This is a genomic window from Streptomyces fodineus, assembly GCF_001735805.1.
Lineage (GTDB): Bacteria > Actinomycetota > Actinomycetes > Streptomycetales > Streptomycetaceae > Streptomyces > Streptomyces fodineus.
Genome location: NZ_CP017248.1, coordinates 3,830,597 through 3,847,580, shown reverse-complemented (window position 1 = coordinate 3,847,580; position 16,984 = coordinate 3,830,597). Strand labels below are relative to the sequence as shown.

11 protein-coding genes are annotated in these 16,984 nt (G+C 69.9%); 3 read left to right on the top strand and 8 right to left on the bottom strand.

The annotated features are described in order from the left end of the window. Positions 1-4 precede the first annotated feature (4 nt). The 8 genes from BFF78_RS15765 to BFF78_RS45465 all read right to left on the bottom strand — a co-directional run bounded on the left by BFF78_RS15765 (position 5) and on the right by BFF78_RS45465 (position 10,525). Positions 5-1,093 carry a thioesterase domain-containing protein gene (locus tag BFF78_RS15765; RefSeq protein WP_069778946.1) on the bottom strand — a complete coding sequence of 363 codons (1,089 nt, stop codon included), beginning with the start codon at positions 1,091-1,093 and terminating at the stop codon, positions 5-7. Next, a complete protein-coding gene (locus tag BFF78_RS15760) occupies positions 1,080-2,408 on the bottom strand; it encodes a hypothetical protein (RefSeq protein WP_069778945.1) in 1,329 nt (442 codons plus the stop codon). Before BFF78_RS15760 ends, BFF78_RS15765 begins: the two co-directional genes overlap by 14 nt. Beyond that, positions 2,405-4,207, bottom strand: coding sequence for a chorismate-binding protein (locus BFF78_RS15755; RefSeq protein WP_069778944.1), 1,803 nt, complete (start codon positions 4,205-4,207; stop codon positions 2,405-2,407). The genes BFF78_RS15760 and BFF78_RS15755 overlap by 4 nt, the downstream gene beginning before the upstream one ends. 4 nt (positions 4,208-4,211) lie before the next feature. Then, positions 4,212-5,999, bottom strand: a complete 1,788-nt coding sequence (locus tag BFF78_RS15750; protein ID WP_069778943.1) for a carbamoyltransferase family protein — start codon at positions 5,997-5,999, stop codon at positions 4,212-4,214. Positions 6,000-6,034: 35 nt separating this feature from the next. Then, entirely contained in the window at positions 6,035-7,309 is a 1,275-nt protein-coding gene (locus BFF78_RS15745; protein ID WP_159033009.1) for a chorismate-binding protein, read from the bottom strand. A 164-nt stretch (positions 7,310-7,473) separates the two neighbouring features. Further along, positions 7,474-8,883 (bottom strand): coproporphyrinogen-III oxidase family protein, encoded by a 1,410-nt coding sequence (locus BFF78_RS15740; RefSeq protein ID WP_069778941.1) that lies wholly within the window; start codon positions 8,881-8,883, stop codon positions 7,474-7,476. Next, on the bottom strand, positions 8,880-9,479 hold the full coding sequence (locus BFF78_RS46200; protein ID WP_069778940.1) for an anthranilate synthase component II: 600 nt from the start codon (positions 9,477-9,479) through the stop codon (positions 8,880-8,882). Before BFF78_RS46200 ends, BFF78_RS15740 begins: the two co-directional genes overlap by 4 nt. Continuing rightward, complete coding sequence (locus BFF78_RS45465; protein ID WP_069778939.1) at positions 9,476-10,525, bottom strand: Rid family hydrolase; 1,050 nt, start codon at positions 10,523-10,525, stop codon at positions 9,476-9,478. The genes BFF78_RS46200 and BFF78_RS45465 overlap by 4 nt, the downstream gene beginning before the upstream one ends. A 309-nt stretch (positions 10,526-10,834) precedes the next feature. Between BFF78_RS45465 and BFF78_RS15725 the strand changes: the two genes are divergently transcribed. The 3 genes from BFF78_RS15725 to BFF78_RS15715 all read left to right on the top strand — a co-directional run bounded on the left by BFF78_RS15725 (position 10,835) and on the right by BFF78_RS15715 (position 16,969). Then, positions 10,835-12,346 (top strand): coproporphyrinogen-III oxidase family protein, encoded by a 1,512-nt coding sequence (locus BFF78_RS15725; RefSeq protein ID WP_069778938.1) that lies wholly within the window; start codon positions 10,835-10,837, stop codon positions 12,344-12,346. A 544-nt stretch (positions 12,347-12,890) separates the two neighbouring features. Continuing rightward, the gene (locus BFF78_RS15720; RefSeq protein WP_069778937.1) at positions 12,891-13,370 is read left to right on the top strand and encodes a YbaK/EbsC family protein; all 480 of its coding nucleotides are present in this window, start codon (positions 12,891-12,893) and stop codon (positions 13,368-13,370) included. Between the two features lie 470 nt (positions 13,371-13,840). Beyond that, complete coding sequence (locus BFF78_RS15715) at positions 13,841-16,969, top strand: non-ribosomal peptide synthetase (protein ID WP_069778936.1); 3,129 nt, start codon at positions 13,841-13,843, stop codon at positions 16,967-16,969. Positions 16,970-16,984: the final 15 nt, after the last annotated feature.

Below are 16,984 nucleotides of genomic sequence, written 5' to 3'. Positions count from 1 at the left end.
GTCCTCAGCGCGCATCCCCGGATCCGAACCAGACCGCACCCAGGACCGCCATCACCGCCGGGGCGTTCTCCCGGGAGAGCAGGTCGAGATGGTCACCGGTGACGTCGTGCACCCGCGTGCCCGGGCACGCCGAGCGCCAGGCCGCGACGCTGCGCTCGTCGACCCGGCCGCCGGCGGCGCGGACCAGGTCCACCGGGCCGTCGTAGGACGGCAGCCGGTAGACGCGCTCGGCCTCGGCGTTGACCGGATAGATCTCCACCAGCCGGGCCAGTTGCTCCCGGCCCAGCTCCTCGGGCAGGGCGCCCTGCTCGATCCCCGCCTTCAGGAGCCGCTCGGTGAGCTGTTCGGCGGGCAGCGACGCCAGTTCCTCGACGTCGAGGTCGAGACCGAGAGCGTGCCCGACCAGCGACCACAGCAGCCTCGCCCGGCCGGTGGTCGGCGCGTCGCCGTCCGGCACCGCGGCGTCGAGCACGGCCACACCGCGCGGCGGGGACCCCTCGCGCTCCAGCCGGTGGGCCATCTCGTAGGCCACGAGACCGCCGAAGGAGTAGCCCACCAGCAGCAGTTCCCCGGGCGGGCAGACGGAGGACAGCTCCTTGAGGTAGTGCTCCGCCATGGACGGGATGTCGCGGTGCGGCTCGGCCTCCGGGCGCAGCCCGAGCGCCTGGACGCCGAGACAGCGGACGTCCTGCGGCAGCATCCGGGCCAGGAACCGGTACCACAGCACGCCGCCGCCGAGCGGATGGACGAAGACCACCGTGGGCGAGCCGGTCCCGGTCTGCAGCGGGACGAGGCAGGACGGCTGCCCGGTCTCCGCCGGATCCTGTTCGCCGTCCAGGAGCGCCGCGAGCCGGGCGATGGTGTGGCCCTGGGCCAGCGCCGACAGCGGCAGGCGGACCTCCCACTGCCGGCGGACGGCCCCGACGACCCGGACGGCGCCCAGGGAGTTGCCGCCCGCGGCGAAGAAGTCCTCGTGGACGCCGACGCTGTTGCCGGGCAGATGGGCCAGCCAGATGGACTGCAGGAGCAGTTCCGTGGGGGTGCGCGGCTCGTCGCTGTCCCGGATCCGGACCGGTAGGTCACGCAGGCTCATGGGCGGCTCCCCGGGTGAGTCGGCGGACGGCGGCGGACCGGGTCACGAGGTCGATGTGCGCGGTGGCGAGGAACGAGCCGGGCTCGCAGAAGCGGACCCGGTCCACCAGGGTGCAGTCGTCGAGATCGACCACGAACAGGTCGCTCGCACCGGTCAGGAACGCGTACCGGGTGTCCTCGGAGATGGCGAGGTAGAGCGGCGCGGCGGTGTTCTTGGCGCACACGAACGGCGGCTCGGGCACCTCCTCCTCGAACAGCACGGTCCTGCGTACGACGTTCAGGCCGGAGTCGAAGAGATAGAAGCGGTTGGGGAACGCGGGCACGGCGAGGAACGTCTCGCCGCCGCGCTCGAAGAGCGCCTGTGAGGTCACCCGCAGGAAACCCGGATCGGTGAACCGGCCGAGCCGGGTGAGGCCCCCGTCGCTCCAGCGGTATTTCTCCAGGGCTCCCGGGCCGTGTACGACCACGTTGTTCTGCCACTTGGAGATGTTGTGGCAGGAGACGTAGAACACCGAGGGGTCGACGGGGTCGATCTCGGCGTGTGCCGCGCAGGCGGTCTCGGGGGTGTGGAGGGTGACGGCGCCGGTGTGCGCGTCCCGGACGAAGAAACCCGACCGGGGGAACGGCGCCCGCGTGTAGGCCGTGACGTCGAAGGGGGTGCCTTCGGCGCCGTTCACGGCCGGGCCGTCGATGTCCGCCTCCAGGCCCATGTCGACGCCGACGTGGTAGCCGGCCGGCGAGTACTGGAGCTGGTGGAGGGTGTCGCGGATGAACGGCGGCACCGTGGCGATGTGGCGTTCGGTGCCGGTGGCCGGTTCATAGGTGAGCAGGTCGCAGCCGATCAGTGTGTCCTCGCCCCGGTAGCGGGCGAAGCGGTCGGCGGACGCCACCGCCGTCAGGCCCACGACCCCGGGGGACGGCTCGCAGTTGGTCGAGCTGAGCATCCGGTCGAAGGCGAGTTCCGGCGGTGCGGGCCACAGGCGCTCGCCGTCGGCGCCGAGGATCCGGACGTACGGCGCCTGTTTGAAGGAGACGACGAGATCACCGGCGGCGGTCTGCACGAATTCGTGCGGGTGCAGGAAATAGCCGAGCAGTTGCTGTGCGGCGGTATGTCCGTACGGCAGCGTCGCCCCGGTCAGCCCGGTCTCGATCGCCTCGAGCTGACGGGCGCGGAGTTCGTCGATGGGAATACGCGTCTCGTGCACCGCGCCGGCCGCGAAATCCACGAACTTGTACACCTCGGCCCGGCCGTCCGCGGCGAGCCCCGAGATGAAAAGGAGGCGGTCCGAATACCGGCCGGACAGAGGTAAGTTCACCGAAGCCATTCGAGTGCCCTTCCGAGGATGGAAACGCAGTTGCTGGTGAGCAGGGACTCGACGTGGAACTGGAAGGTGCAGAACTTCTCGGAGCGCAGGGCGATGACCCGGCCGTCGGGCATGGCCGCGATCTCCACCCCGGCCGGCGCCACCTCGGGGCGCTGGGCGAAGAACGTGTTGTAGAAGCCGACCGGTTCGTGCTGCCCGAAGAGGTCCACCTGCTGCTGGACGCCCTGCAACGGCGGGTCGACCCGGACGATCTCCATGCCGAGCCGGCTGGAGACGACCTGGTGCCCGAGGCACACGGCGATGAACTTGGCCTTCTTGTCGAGGAGTTCGCCGACGATACGGTGCACCGTGCGCATCTTGGGGTCCGTGAGGTCGCGCGGGTCGCCGGGCCCCGGACCGACCAGCACCAGGTCGGCGGCGGACAGGTTCAGCTCGGGGTCGTCGTAGTCGCGCACGGTCACGTCCAGACCGAGGTGCTGGAAGACGTGCCCCAGCATGTGGGTGAACTCGTCCTCGTTGTCGACGATGAGGATGGACTTCAGCGCGGGCGCGCCGAGCGCCACGCTGCCCTGCTGGTCGTCGATCCAGAACCGGGACAGATAGGCGTTGCGGGACTGCAGGATGCCTTTCACGCGGTCGTCCACGTACCCGTCGAGCACCGGCTGGGTGCGCTCGGTGCTCCGCAGTGCCTTCAGCAGGCCGGCGATCTTGGCCTGGACCTCCTTGGTCTCCTTCTCCGGGGAGGAGTCGCGTACGACACTGCAGCCGCTCTGCAGCAGGGCGTCGCCCGCCGCGGAGACCTCCATGGTGCGGATGGTGATGGCGCTGTCCAGGTATTCCTCGCCCGAGTCGTCCAGGCCGTGCACCATGATCGCGGAGGAGTAGTAACGGCGGGACTCCCGCTCGTACTTGTGGATGACCCGCGCCGCGTTCTCCAGGGGGCTGCCGATCATCGTGGCGGCGAACATGGAGTCGCGGAAGGCGTCGATCTTGTCCATCCGGCTGTGGCCCTCGAGCAGGTACTCGGTGTGGATCAGAGAGCCCATCTCCTTGAGGAACGGCCCCTTGACCACACCGCCCTCCGAGCAGATCCGGGCCATCATCTTCAGTTCCTCGTCGACCACCTGGAAAAGCTCGTTGATTTCCTTGGGGTCGGTGAGGAATTCGATGAGGTCCGACCGGCTGCCGAGCGCGGCCTTGGGCAGGGTGCCGCAGATCGGATTCATCACGACCGCTTCGCCCGTGATGGAGATGTGCCGCTCGGGCGAGGAGCCGATGAAGTACCGCTCGCCGTCGAAGAAGCAGAAGGTGAAATAGGCGCCCAGTTCGTTACGGGCCAGCCGCCGGAATACGGTCTTCGCGACCTCCGTGCTGAATCCCTCGATGTGCACCCGGCCGCGCCTGGAGATGAGGAAATTCGAGCCCTCGCCCCGGCAGATCTCGTCCTCGACGACCCGGCGGACGACATCCGTGAATTCCTCGTCGCCGACGTCGAACGTCACCTCGCCCACGGAGAATTCCGGTTCGGCGCCGTCCAGGATCTCGTCCAGGTCCACCTCGCGGCACTCCTCGGCGACGAGGGAGACGAGGGGCTCCCCGCCGTCGTGCAGCGCGAAGCCGCGCTCCTTCAACTGGGCATACGGCACCATGCTGATGACGGGCAGTCCGGTCGGCCGGGGCAGGTCCCGGAGCAGCTCCGTCCGGTGGATCGTGCCGGTGGCGATGCGGGTGACCCCGGCCTGGTGAAAGAGGCAGAAAGGCGCGGCGGAGACGGCAGCCGAATGGGACATATCATTATCTTTCGTTCTTGCCGACAAGGAAATCTTCCAGGACCAGATGATCCATCCCGGTGCCGAGGAAGCAGCGAAGGGCATCCTCGGGCGAGGATACTATCGGCTCTTCGGCCACATTGAAAGAAGTGTTCAACAGACACGGTACGCCGGTGTCCCGCTCGAATATTTCGAGCAGCTCGGCGAGAGCCTGGTCCTGTCGCCGGGAAATGGTCTGGATGCGGGCCGTGCCGTCGACGTGGGTCGCCCCTGCGATCAAATCGCGGTACTCCTTCCTTACCTTAAATACGAAAGTCATATGGGGCGAGCTCTTCTTCTTTCCCATCTCGAACACGCGCGGTGCCACGGACTCCAGGACCACGGGCGCAAACGGACGGAAGGTTTCCCTTTTCTTCACGCGGACATTGATGATGTCCTGGATGTCCGGGAAGGAGGGGTTGGCCAGGATGCTGCGGTGCCCGAGCGCCCGGGGCCCGTACTCGAGACGGCCCTGGAACCAGCCGACCACGACCTTCTGCCGCAGCAGCTCGGCCGTCCGCGCGAGGAGCCGGTCCTGCGGGAGCCGCTCCCAGCGCACCCGGTCACCGGCCGCCCGCAGCGCGGCCTCGGCCGCCGCCGAGCCGAACGCGGGCCCGAGGTACGGGGTGTCCACGGGCCGGGGACGCTCCCCGGCGAGGAACGAGGGATAGAAACCGGCCCCGATGGCGACACCGGGATCGCTGGCGCCGAAGCTCACGCACACCTCGGCGAAGGACGACCTCTCCAGCAGCTTCGTGTTGTTGACGCAGTTCAGCGCCACCCCGCCCTCCACCAGCAGACGGGACATCGAGGTCCGGGTCTCCAGATGGGCCAGCTGGTGGGCGGTGACGGTCTCGACCGCCTCCTGCGCCCACCGGGCCACCCGGACCCGGAAGTCCCAGTCCTCGTGCGGGACTTCACGGCCGAAGAGCCGGTCGAAGTAGCCGTAGTACGACTGGGTGTCCAGCAGCACGTTGTCGAAGGACAGCTCGTAACGGCCGCCCGGCAGCAGCCTGACCACGTGCTCCAGCAGGGGGTTGGGGCCGGCCGGGGCGGAGCCGAAGGCGCTCAGGCCCATCACCTTGTACTCGTCGTTGTTGGGCATGAACCCCAGATACCGGGTGACCTTGCTGTAGAGCAGGCCGAGCGAGTGCCGGATCGGGATCGCGGACTCGTCGAACAGGGTGACCGCGCCGCCCCGCACCTCGCCCATGACCGAGGAGTGGTGCTCGGCCCGGCCGTCGGTGATCAGGAACGCCGCGTCCTCGCCGCCGGACAGGTAGTAGCCGCACATCAGATGGGCCAGATGGTGCGGGACGAGCAGCAGCTTCTCGGCGGGCACGTCCAGCCCGGTCCGGGTGCGCAGGTCGGCGAGGATCGCCTCGCGCGAGACGAGCGTCGTGTACAGCTCGTTCAGCCGGGACAGCGCGTCGAACTTCTGCGCCGGGGAGCCCGGCCCGGCCACGATGTCCCTCAGCTGCTCGTCCATGACCCGGTCGGAGAAGTCCCAGGGGAAGGCGAAACAGTCGACGTCGTCCGGTGCGATGCCGGCGTCCGCCAGACACCGGCGCAGGGCGCCGACGGGGAAGTCGGAGGTCCGCTTCTGCCGGGAGAGCCGCTCCTCCTCCACCGCCGCGACCAGCTCGCCGTCCACGAAGAGGGAGGCGCCGGCGTCGTGCCCGAGCACCCGGTTGCGGTCCCGGCCCGAACGGCGGTAGAGGCGACCGAACAGCTCCGCGGAGCCGGTGAATCCGTTGTATCCGACGGTGATCAATGTGGCCGTTCCCCTTTCCCGGTGCGGTGCCCCGGCTATCGCAAGTAGGCAAGTTTCAGGGCCAGTTCGGACAGCTCCTGCGCGGCCGTCGACTCGTTGGTCACTCCGCCGCCGCAGCTGAGGACGACGTCGTCCCCCTCGATCTCCCCGCAGGTGACGATGGTGTTGGACACCACCGAGCGGGTCCCGGCCCGGTAGATCCCGAGCGCCCCCGAGTAGAACCCGCGCGGCCGTTCCTCCAGCTCGGCCACCACCTCCTGGGCGCGCAGCTTCGGCGCGCCCACCACGACACCGCGCGGAAAGGTGCCGAGCAGCGCGGCGCCCAGACCCGTCCCCGGCGGCAGCTCGCCGAGGACGTCCGTGGCCAGATAGGTCGTGGGCCCGATGACCAGGGGCTCGAGCAGCCGCTCGGTGCGCACCCGGCCGGGCAGGGCGAGCGAGCCGATGTCGTTGCGCTCCAGGTCGACGAGCATCACATGCTCGCTGAAGTACTTGGGGTCCTCGCGCAGCCGTCGGATCGCGGACCCGGTTCCGTCGTCGGCCGGGGCGGTCCCGGCGAACACCCGGGTCCGTATCCTGCCGTCCGCGACCATGACATGCGGCAGCGAGCAGGCCCCGAAGAAGCGGGTGCCGGCCGCCGACAGCCAGTAGGCGTACGTCGCGGAGTCGTACCGCTCGGCGATCGTGGCGAAGTAGGCGTGCACCGGCGCATGGGGCCGCACCCGCACCTGTACGGAGACGACCGCCTGGTAGACATCGCCCTTGTCGAAATACCGCTTGGCGAGGGCCAGTTGACGCTCGTACCGCTCGGCGTCCAGCCAGGTGAGCGGCCGGGTCAGCGGTGCGCCGGGGGGTGGTTGGGGCCCCGGGTCCCGGGCACCGGCGCGGACGACGGCCGCCAGCTCGTCCGCGTGCCGCCCGTACGTCCGCACGGTCCGCTCGGTCTCGTCGTACACGGCCGCCGAACCGATCCGGGCGAGCACCGCCAGCGGGCCGTGCGGCCGGGCCGCCCGCGGCGCGGTGGGCAACTCCGGTGGCCGAAGGCTCCACTGAAGGTCGTGGGCGAGGGCGAAGACGACGTCCCCGACGAACGGGGGCCCGCCGACCGCCGCGTCGGCCCGGCGCTGCTCCTCGTCCAGGACGTCCGCGAGGCCGTCGGGCGTCAGCGGCCCGTCCTCATGAACGGTGCGCACGGCGTCGAGAACGGCCAGCAGCACCCGTCGCCGACCGTCCGCGCCGGACAGCCGATAGCAGAGCACATCACCAAAGCGCTGCTCCAACGGACCGACGAGCCGGTAAGGAGACCCCACGAACCACTCACCGCCTTCCGCGCCGAGCGCGGTCGGGGCTGGGGCTGGGGCTGGGGAGGCCGAGGCAGACAGGGGTGCGGCCGGGGAGGGGGACGGATCCAGGGACGGACGCGCGGGTGTGGGTGGAGTCGGGGATGTGGGGGAGGGTGGCGGCTGTGGGGGCATCAGATGGTGAAGCCGAATGCGTCGCGGCGGGTCAGTTGGAGGTCCTGTCGTCGCTCGCCCCGGATCCGCCCGTTGGCCTCCTCGGAGTAGAACAGTCGTACGAAGCGGTCGGCGAGGTCGGCGTATTCCGGCCGGTAGCGGATCCGCTGCTCGTTGCGCGTGATGATCCCGAGGTCCTCCAGCGCCGCGAAGACCGTCTCGAACCGGTCGAGCGGCCGGGTGCCGTCCGGGTAGTAGGAGTTGAAGTCGTCGATGTCCAGCTCGGTGTGCTTCATCGCGAGCACCAGATGGCGCCGCAGGGACTCCTCGGCGGTCAGCGGGTACAGCTTCTCCACCGCGCTCTCGCCGGCCTCCACCTTCTTCATGTACTGGCGGTAGTTGAAGGTGTTGAGGTAGGTGTAGCCGTGCGCGTGGCTGTAGCCGCTCGAACCGAGGGCCAGGACATAGCCGTTCCTGCCCCAGTGGTTGTCCTGGTAGTGGAAGATCCAGTTGTCCCGCGGGAAGAGGTTGCGGGAGTACTGCCAGTAACCGAGCGCGTCCATCCGCCGCTTCGCATAGCGGTACAGGGCCAGGCTGCGCCGGAAGAGGTCGGCGGGCTCCTCCGCCTTCAGGGTCTTCTTGTTGATCGACCCCTCGCGCACGGACAGCGTGAACAGGGTGATCTGCGTGGGGATCGGGTCCAGCGCGGCGACCGCGTCCATGGTGCGTTCCATGTTGTCGAACGCCTCGCGCTCGATGCCCGCGATGAGGTCGATGTTCACATTGGGCACGCCGCTCTCGACCATGTTGTAGTACGTCGCGACGACCTCGTCCGGGCTGTCGTTGCGCCGGGACTTGCGCAGGATCTCCGGGTCCAGGCTCTGCACGCCCATGGACAGCCGGTTCACGCCCCGCTCGGCCATCACCCCGATGCGGCCACGGGTCGCCGAGTCGGGGGAGCACTCGTAGGTGATCTCCCGGCACTCGGACAGGTCGAACCGGCCGATGACCCGGTCGAAGAGGAAGTGGATCTGCTCCTCGTTGAGCCGGCTCGGCGTGCCGCCCCCGATGAACACCGTCTCCACCTTCTTGCCGGCCACCGCGGAGCGGTAGCGCAGCGCCTCCTTCTCCAGGCAGTGCAGGTAGTCCCAGATGACCTGGGTGTCGTCCTGTACGACGGCGACGCTGTAGTAGCAGAAGCTGCACTTCTGGCGGCAGAACGGGATGTGGAGGTACAGGTTGAAGGAGAAGACGTCGCTTCCCTCCCACAGATCCTCCGGAGTGAGGTCCGTGACGCCCTCCGGCTGCCAGGTCGAGATCGGCGGGTAGCTGAACACCAGGCCCGGAATGTGCTTCTCCGCCTCGATGATCTGGTCGATGATCTCCGCCTTGCCGGCGCCGGAGACGTCGTAAATCCACTCAGCGGTCATGACTTCTCCGATCCTGGGGATACTCGCAGGAAGTTCCGCATGATGGTCGGCCCCTCTTCGGTGCCGATGGACTCGGGATGGAACTGGATGCCGTAGACGGCGTGCCGCCGGTGCTGTACGGCCATGACCTCGCCGTCCTCCGCGGCCACGCAGGTGATCCGCAGGTCCGCGGGCAGGGACTCGGCGGCCACGGCCAGGCTGTGGTAGCGCATCGCCGTGAACCGCGCGCCGATGCCGGTGAACAGCCCGGAGGGCGCCGTACGGTCCACGGCCGAGACCCAGCCGTGCCGCACCACGCCGCAACGCCGCACCCGTGCGCCGTAGTGCTTGGCGACGACCTGGTGGCCGAGGCAGACGCCCAGTACCGGAACGCGCCCCGCGTAGTGGGCGAGCGCCGCCTCGCACACGCCGTAGCTCGCGGGATCGCCGACGTCTCCCGGGCCGGGGGAGAGCACCAGGTGGGTCGGGGCGGCGGCGTCGATCTCGGCCAGGGACACCGTGTTGCGCAGCACCTTGAAGGGCCGGCCGCCGGCGGCGACGCAGTGGGCCAGGTTGTGGGTGAAGGAGTCGTAGTTGTCGATGATGACGACGGTCACGACAGGTGCTCCGCGGCCGGGACCGGCCGCACCGCCCTGGCCTCGATCTCCAGTGCAAGATCCGGCCGGCAGACGTCCACGTGGTTGACCAGCCGGGGGAAGGACAGTTGCCGCTCTTCGGCGTACCGCTCGTACACCCGGCGGACCTCGTCGCCCTTGCAGTAGACGTAGGACGAGGCGATGTCCTGCGCCGTCATGCCGGTGGACGCCAGCAGGTCGAAGAAGGAGCGCAGGGTGTGGTCGACCAGTGCGTCGAGATCGCCGCTGAGGGAGCTGCCGTCCCGGGTGACGCTGGAGATGCCGGAGATGTTGACGGTGCGCAGGCCGTTGCAGACGACCTCGTTGGCGCGGACGAACCGCGGGCCGTAGGTGACCGGCGGGCACTGCAGGCCGGTGTCGAAGGTGCCGAACTGGCCCTCGAGCGCGTCGGTGGCCTCCACCAGGACGCTGATCGACGCCGTTCCCGGAAGGCCGGCGCCTATCCCGGTGCTCGCCGGGTAGCGGGTGAGGCCCCACGCGTCGAAGTAGGAGTTCCTGACGGTGTTGAACTCCTCGTAGTTGTGGTCGATGTCGCCGATGAAGTACCAGGTCCGGCTGATGTGCTGGGGTTTGAGGCCGGCCCGGGCGAGGGCGGAGGCGACGGTCTCGAACGCCTCGGCCGCCTGCGCACCGAAACCGGCGCCCGCCGGGCGGTCCACGGCGCACACGAGCCGCGTGGTCCCGTCGCTGCGCACCGCCACCGCGCCCGGTGCCACGGCGTCCACGGTCACGGCGGGGGAGGTGGGCACGATGCCGCGGATCTCCAGGGCGGCGGACGGGGACCGGCGCGGGTACTGGTCGCCCGCGTGGACGGCGGGCAGGTCCGGTAACTCCCCGGACCGTGCGCCCAGGGTGCCGAAGACGACGGCGGTCAGCGGGATGCCGCCGGTGCGGTGGCGGAACCGGTCGACCGCCTCCGACAATGCGCCGGCACCGGGTTCGGGCGGCAGGTCACAGGTGGCGAACACCTCGTCGTAGGTTTGTCCCCGGAAACTGCGCACACGCATGACACGCCCCCCTGGCTTTCGACGAAGCTGTTCGGTGGATCAAACCCTGCCGCGTCGGCCGAATTGACGCCCGGCCGCTCGGCGTACAAAGGAAAACACCTGTCCGGCCGGGTCGTGTTCACATGGAAACGAAAGCCAACCCGGTCGCCGGACGGAGTGTCAACCCCCGTCCCAGAACGTGGACGCTGGCTGATTCTCTACGGGTCGGTTGACAGCCGGTCAACGTCTCTGTTCCCTTGAACGGGTTGGCTGGTTCACTGCTGTCGAAATCCGCCGCCGCGTCGGAGCGGCCATTCAAGGAGCTAGCAGTTGAGCAATGCATCCACCTCTGCATTTCCGTCCTTTCGGCAGGTCCTGGACGAGGCGCGGGCCAGTGTCGCGGCGCTTCCCCTGCCCGCACTCGAAAAACTGGGAATTTTACAGCCGATCGAGAACTACTACCTGATCGGCACCTATCCGCCGCTCAAGGCGATGGGTTCGGCTCGGCCCGAGAGATTTCTGCCGCTGGCCACCGATCGGTGCAGTGTCTACGTGCACATCCCGTTCTGTGAACAGCGCTGCACCTTCTGCCACTTCGCGAAGGAGATCCTGCCGCCCGAGCAGCGCGTGGAGCGGTATCTGGGCGCCCTGTACCGGGAGCTGGCGGGCACCGGCGAGCTGACCGGGCACCCCGTGGCGCAGACGGTGTACTTCGGCGGCGGCACACCCTCGTACCTCAGCCCCCGGCAGATCACCGAGGTGTTCGCGAGACTCCGCGGTGCGGTGCGGATCACCGGTGAGACGGAGACGACCTTCGAGCTCCATCCGAGCGTGATCGACGCCCCGGACTACGGCGAGCGGCTGGACGCCATCGCCGAAGCGGGTGTGAACCGCTGGGTGTTCGGGGTGCAGTCGATGGAGGACCGCATCCTGCGCAAGCTCAACCGGGGCCACACGGCGGCAGACGTGCACCGGCTGCTTCGGATGCTGGCCGACCGCGGCGTCGACAACCTCTCGGTCGACCTGATCTTCGGGCTTCCGTACCAGAACGCGGAGAACTGGTACTCCAGCATCCGCACCCTGCTCGAGGCGGGCGTCGAGAAGTTCAACATCTTCCCGCTGATGTTCAAGCAGGCCGACCCGATCTCGATGCACTACCGCAAGTCGCCCGAGATCTTCCCCGGGAACGAAGAGCGTCTGCTGATGCACTTCATCACCGAGTCGATCATGCGGCACATGGGCTTCCGCCGGGGGCCGCTGTTCTACTACGCCAAGGCCGAGCAGCACTCGCGCCAGCAGGAGAACAAGTACGACTCCATCGAGGACATCAACCTGCTGCCGTTCGGGGTGTCCGGCTTCGGGTACGTCGGCCACACGCAGTTCTACAACGAGTGCACCCTCGACCGGTACATGGCGGCCGTGGACAGCGGGCGCCCACCGGTGTGGCGCAGCGCCGAGCTCGACCTGGAGGAGCGGATGCGCCGCGCGGTGATGTTCCCGCTGCGCTCCAGCGGGGTGAACAGGGCCGAGTACCGCCGGCGTTACGGCGCGGACCCGCTCGACCGCTTCGCCGGCGAACTGACGCCCTTCATCGAGCACGGCCTGCTCGCGGTGTCCGACGAGACCCTTCAGCTGACCGACATGGGCGCCCCGTTCGCCGACAGCATCGCGATCACCCTGGCCAGCCCCGCGGTCGTCTCCCGCGTCCAGGCCGCCAACGCCCTGATCACCGACCTGAAGACCGACCCCCTGGACCGCTACGACTTCTCCCCGATAGCCCGCGAACCGGTCGGAGCGGGGGTGACGCCACAGGACCGGCACGCCCCCACCGACGAGGCCTGACCCCGACAGCCCACGCTGCCACCGCTCCGCCCGGCGGGGTCGCCCTGGGAGGCCTTGGCGGCAGCACCGCGGAGGCTGCGGGCGCAGGGTGAGAAAGGCCGAGGTCGCGGCGCGTCGATGGCTACGGCATCCCCGCGAGGTGGCCAGTCGTAGCGCGAAGGCGGGTGCGGCCGCATCTCGTGGAAGGACACGGCGAGGCCTTGGCGGCAGCACCGCGGAGGCTGCGGGCGCAGGGTGAGAAAGGCCGAGGTCGCGGCGCGTCGATGGCTACGGCATCCCCGCGAGGTGGCCAGTCGTAGCGCGAAGGCGGGTGCGGCCCTCTGTGCGGAAGGTCGCGGTCGCGGGGTGGGGAGGGGCGCGTCCGTGGCTGGGGGAACGCAGGGGGCGGCCCGTGCGGAAGGTCTCGGCGGTGGGCGCGCGCCTGGGAGGGGAGGGCCAGGGGCGTACCGTGAAGGCCGGTGCCGGGGAGGGCCGGCGCGCTAGGCTTTCGGGCCTGTGCGGGTCGCGGTACGAGCGAGGATGCAGCGTGGAGACTTCGTCGGCTATGCCCTCCCCAGCGGTGGTCGAACTGCTCGAGAAGGCCGGGGTGGAGTACGTCGTGCACCGGCACGACGCGATCCGCACCGGAGAGGACATCCTCGCGCGCACCGTGTTCACCGGCGACGACGTGCTCAACTCCGTCAAGACCCTCGCCTTCGGCCTGCTCTCCGGCGTCATCGTGCTGGCCGCGATCCCCGGTCCCGGCCGTATCCGGTACGGGCAGCTCGCCTCGGCGGTGGGTGCCCGCCGGCAGGACGTCCGGCCGGCCGGCCCCGACCTGCTCGGCCGGCTCGACATGGAGCCCGGCGGGGTCACTCCGCTGTGCGCGCACCCCGCGGTGACGGTGGTGGTCGACACCGCCGTCACCGGTATGGGGCGGGTCCTGTGCGGCAGCGGCCGCTCGGACTGCACCCTGGAGGTGGCATCGTCCGACGTCATGGGCGTCGTCCCCGGCATCGTCGTCGCCGATATCGCGACCCTCTGAACGCCGCCGGCGACGGCACACCCTCTTTCCCGGCGCTGTGGGCGCTTTTTACAAGTGGCAGAAAACCGCATTCTGTCGACCGGCCGCACGCTCGGTTGTCCTGTTCCGGTCATGGCGGGTTCAAGCCGCCGAAGATCGTTGCGACCGGGGGAGGGGAGCGGGAAAGATGATGCCCGACGGTCAGGCTCGCCGTCACTTCAGTCGCAGCCCGATAAAAACTGGCTGATGGTGTGAACGGGGGACGGAATCATATGGCATTCACCGGAAGAAGAGCCGAAACCTTCAAGGAAGCCCCGACGTGGCCGGCCGCCGCTGCCCCGGGTGATCTGATCTGGCCGGCCCTGAGCAACATCGCTCGCTGACAGATTCCCCGGCCTTCTCAGTCTTTTCGACCTGCATGTTGCCCACAGGTCCCATAGCCGTGGCCCTAGGGCCCCGTCGGCATGCCCGGAATTCCTTGGAGGCCTACTGTGATTCGCCAGTCCGGCGAGGCACCGAGTCGACCCCTGACCGCAAGTCAACTCGGGGTCTGGTTCGCCGGAGAAGCAGCGGACCCGACCGGATCCACCTTCAACGTCGGTGACTACCTCGAGATCAAAGGCCCCGTCAGCGCCGACACGCTGACCCTCGCGCACGACCGGCTGACCGCGGAGGTCGAGGCCTGCCGGGTGACCTTCGCCGAGGGCGAGGAAGGCCCCGTACAGATTCTCGGCGACGAGCCACGCTGGCCGTTGACACGAGTCGATCTGCGAGGCCGCCCCGACGCCCGCGCCGCCGCGCTCGCCTGGATGGAGGCCGACATGGGGCGGCGTACCGACCTCGTGGCCGGTCCGCTGTTCTGCGCCGCGCTGTTCGTCCTCGCCGAGGACCATCTGCTCTACTACCGCCGCGGCCACCACATCGTCCTGGACGGCTGGAGCCTGGACCTGGTGGGGCGCCGGCTGGCCGAGATCTACACCGAACTCGCCGGTGACACGCCCCAGGCGCCGGCCGTGCCGCTCGCGCCGATGGAGATCCTCCAGGAGGAGGACCGCACCTACCACGCCTCCGCACGCCGCAGCCGCGACCGCGACTTCTGGCTCGGCCGGCTCGCCGGAGCGCCGGAGCCGCCGACGCTCTCCCCACGGCCCGCGCCCGGACCGCGCGGGACACAGCGGGTCAAGACCGACCTGGGCCCGGCGCGCGCGGCGCGGCTCTTCGCCACCGCCGAGCGCCTCGGCGTGGCCTGGCCCGAATTCGCCATCACCGCCACGACGGTGTACGTCGCCCGGCTCACCGACCGCACCGACGTCACCCTCGGCATGCCGATCTCCGGCCGCACCAGCAAGGCGGGCCGCAACGTGCCCGGCATGACCGCCAACATCCTTCCGCTGCGGGTCACTTGCGATCCCGCGGACACCTGGGCGGAACTGGCCCGGCGGGTGCGCTCGGAGATCCGGCAGATGCTGCTGCACGGCCGGTACCGCGCGGAGGACCTGCTGCGTGACCTCGGCCTGGTCGGCCAGGGCCGGCAGGTCTCCGGACCGGTGGTGAACGTACTGGGCTTCGAGTCGGACCTGTCGTTCGGATCCTGCCCGGCCCTGCGGCGCAGCGTGCAGGGCGTGGGCGTGGACGACATCAGCTTCACCTTCCGGCAGTCGTCCGCCGACGAGGTCGAGCTGATCGTCGACGCCAACCCGCGGCTCTACACCGAACAGGAGGCACAGGACCACCTCAGGCGTCTGCTCGACTTCCTGGACCAGACCGTGGAGAGCGGCCCGGACACCCCGGTGTCCCGGCCCGACCTGGTCGGCGCCAAGGAACGGGCCCTGCTGCTCGACTGGGGCACCGCGGCCGACCCGGGCGGCCCGCACCACCTGGTCCCCGACCTCTTCCACCGGCAGGCCGAAGCGACGCCCGACGCCGTCGCGATCGAGGACCGCGCCACCTCGGTGACGTACGCCGGACTCGACGCGCAGACCAACCGGATCGCCCGGCTGCTGATCGCCCGCGGGGTGGGCCCCGGCGATGTGGTGGCGCTCGCGCTGCCCCGCTCCATCCGGCTGGTGGCGGCCATGGCGGCGGTCCTCAAGGCGGGCGCCGCCTACCTCCCGCTCGACCCGGGCTACCCGGCCCCCCGGCTCGCCTACATGGCCGCCGACGCCCGCCCGGTACTGCTGCTGGTCGACGAGACCACCGCCAAACCGATGGAGGCACTGGACGCCATCCGGGTGAACCTGGACGACCCGAGCGTGCGGGGCAGGATCTCCCGGCTGTCCGATGCGCCCCTCACCCAGCAGGACCGCACCCGTCCGCTCACGCCCGGGCATCCGGCGTACGTCATCTACACCTCGGGCTCGACGGGTTCGCCCAAGGGCGTGGTCGTCCCGCAGCGCGGCGCCGCCAATCTGCGCAACCTGGCCACCGACTGCTTCGGCCTGGGAGCGCACAGCAGACTGCTCCAGTTCGTGTCCCCGAGCTTCGACATGTCGGTCGCCGACGTGTGGATGACCCTGCTGACCGGCGGGACCCTGGTGGTGGCGGACAAGTCGCAGCTGCAGCCCGGCCCCGAACTGGAGCGGCTGATCACCGAGAACGCCGTCAGCCATGTGATGCTGCCGCCCTCGGTGCTCCAGGTGCTCGACCCCGCACAGATCCCCGCGTCGGTGACGTTCGTCGTGGCCGGCGAGGCCTGCACACCCCAGGTGGTGCAGGACTGGACCGGCGGCCGGCGGCTGATCGACGCCTACGGGCCGACCGAGGCGAGCGTCTACTCGACGGTCAGCGACGAACTCACCCTGTCGGACGCGGCGGCCATACCGATCGGTCGGCCGGTACCGGGCTTCCGGGCCTATGTGCTGGACGCACGGCTGCGCCTGGCGCCGGCCGGCGTGCCCGGAGAGCTGTACATCGCGGGCGCGGGCCTCGCCCTCGGCTATCTGGGCCGCCCCGGACTCACCGCCGCCCGCTTCGTACCGGACCCCTTCGGCCCGCCCGGCAGCCGGATGTACCGGACCGGGGACCTGGTCCGCTGGACCCCGGACGGCAACCTGGTCTTCCTCAACCGCAACGACGACCAGGTCAAGGTGCGCGGCTTCAGGATCGAGCTCGGCGAGGTGGAGACACTCCTGCTGCGGCTGCCGGGTGTCGCCCGGGCTGCCGCCATGGTGCGCGAGGACCGGCCCGGCGAGCACCGGCTGGCCGGATACGTGGTGCCGGCCGACGGCGCCGCCCTCGACCCGGCCGAGCTGCGCGCCCGCCTCGCCGAGCAGGTGCCGGACCATCTCGTACCGCTCGTCACCGTGGTCGATCAGCTGCCGCTCACTCCGAGCGGGAAGATCGACCGCGCCGCCCTGCCCGCACCCGCGGTGGCCACGGCCACGGCCTCGGGTGCCCCGCTGAACCCCGCCGAACAGCGCATCGCGGACCTGTTCGCCGACATCCTGGGCGTACCCACGCAGGACGCCGATGCCCACTTCTTCGAACTCGGCGGCGACTCGCTGTCCGCCGCGCGCCTGCTCGGCCGGGTGCGCGCCGCGTTCGGCGTCAAGCCCACCATGCGCGAGCTGTTCGCCGCCCCGACCGTAGCCGGCCTCGCCCGCCGGGTCTCCAACCCCTGACCTGCGCCGCATTCG

Excerpts from the sequence above, each read along its gene's own strand:
- BFF78_RS15720 (WP_069778937.1), top strand. The coding sequence starts at position 12,891 with ATGCCCTCCCCAGCGGTGGTCGAACTGCTCGAGAAGGCCGGGGTGGAG.
- BFF78_RS15740 (WP_069778941.1), bottom strand. The coding sequence starts at position 8,883 with ATGACCGCTGAGTGGATTTACGACGTCTCCGGCGCCGGCAAGGCGGAG.
- BFF78_RS15755 (WP_069778944.1), bottom strand. The coding sequence starts at position 4,207 with ATGTCCCATTCGGCTGCCGTCTCCGCCGCGCCTTTCTGCCTCTTTCAC.
- BFF78_RS45465 (WP_069778939.1), bottom strand. The coding sequence starts at position 10,525 with ATGCGTGTGCGCAGTTTCCGGGGACAAACCTACGACGAGGTGTTCGCC.
- BFF78_RS15765 (WP_069778946.1), bottom strand. The coding sequence starts at position 1,093 with ATGAGCCTGCGTGACCTACCGGTCCGGATCCGGGACAGCGACGAGCCG.